An 848-nucleotide genomic window follows, 5' to 3' on the forward strand; every position below is an offset into this window, starting at 1 on the left:
ACTCACATACTCACATACTCACATACTCACATACTCACATACTCACATACTCACATACTCACATACTCACATACTCACATACTCACATACTCACAATAATTTTGAAAGTTTGTAATAATATTTGTCAAATGAAAGTTGTGAATCGCTACGCCTGTGCCTGACTCAAGCAAATTAGCCTCCGATATAGTCGGGGCGGTTCACAACCAAAAACTTGGTAACCCGCCACCTCAGTTTAAATTGCTTGTTTCAAGTTAAGAGTAGGGTATATAACAATAAAAATAAGAGTGTTATAGCTCTCATTTTTGACTTAGAATAAGGTGCGTATGATGTTAGACATTACATCATATTTTTTATTTTGAACTCTCAATCATTCGTAGTAACTTATGGCCGACCTTGTGCATTATTTTTCACAAAATAAATTTTGTGTTTTGATCGAATATCTAACATCTATACCAAATAAGTTTGCTGTCAAAACTATGCTTACAGATTTTCCAGCATTGATGACTTTAGCAGATCGAGTACATTCAGATCAAGATATGAGTCCACTTGATGCAAGTTTTTTTTATCCAGCAGGAATTGATAAAGTATTGCACTTTGCAGGTAAAGATAGAGATATACAGGATTTTTACAAATTTTTAGATCAAGCAAATTCTGCCAATATTCAAAACTTACTTTTACTTACTGGTGATAAATTAAAAAATCATGTTGATGAAGACTCGTATCTGAAGCGTACACGTTATTTAGAGTCTGTAAATGCGGTAATGACTGCCAAACAACATGGTTGATTTAATATCGGAGTCGCATTCAATCCATTTAAATATAATGAAGCTGAACATGATGCTCAATAT

At 33.5% G+C, this 848-nt stretch carries 1 pseudogene; it reads left to right on the forward strand.

The features are described 5' to 3' along the window. Window positions 1-383: 383 nt before the first annotated feature. A pseudogene (locus tag JMX82_RS14170) lies at window positions 384-848 on the forward strand (methylenetetrahydrofolate reductase); the annotation flags it as partial.

The sequence above is a fragment of the Psychrobacter sp. 1044 genome (assembly GCF_904846525.1).
Taxonomy (GTDB): domain Bacteria; phylum Pseudomonadota; class Gammaproteobacteria; order Pseudomonadales; family Moraxellaceae; genus Psychrobacter.